A 506-nucleotide genomic window follows, 5' to 3' on the forward strand; every position below is an offset into this window, starting at 1 on the left:
GATGCGCATCGAGCTGCGCAGTGCCGCCGAGCGGCCGCGTCGCGAAGCGATACTCGAACGCATTCGGATCCTCGATGGCCTGGCCGTCGATGGCGGTTACGAGATCGGAGACCTTGAGGCCCGCCTTTGCCCCCGGGCTGTTCGCCGTGACATTGACGACCAGAGCACCCTATGGCGTCTTGAGGCCGAGCGTCTCGGCAATTTCAGGCGTGATGTTCTGCAGCCGCGCGCCGAGCCACGGACGCTTCACGGCCTTGCCGCCGCTCTTGGCAGAGGCTACGACGACGCGGACCATGTTGGCCGGGATCGCGAAGCCGATGCCCTGCGAGCCGCCGGAGCGCGAGAAGATCGCGGTGTTCACGCCGACCAGCTTGCCGGTCATGTCGACCAGCGCGCCACCAGAATTGCCGGGATTGATCGCAGCATCGGTCTGGATGAAGAATTGATAGTCGGTGATACCGACCTGCGTGCGCGCCAGCGCGGAGACGATACCGTGGGTCACGGTC

General features: G+C 65.4%; 2 protein-coding genes. Both read right to left on the bottom strand.

Features of this window, described 5'->3' with window-relative positions; all coding sequences use genetic code 11:
* The coding region (locus tag AC1DU6_RS35975) for a PDZ domain-containing protein (protein ID WP_477863466.1) at positions 1–163 on the bottom strand (163 nt) is incomplete at its 3' end.
* Between the two features lie 6 nt (positions 164–169).
* The coding region (locus AC1DU6_RS35980; protein ID WP_477863464.1) for a trypsin-like serine protease at positions 170–506 on the bottom strand (337 nt) is incomplete at its 5' end.

Source organism: Roseateles sp. P5_B10, assembly GCF_056400485.1.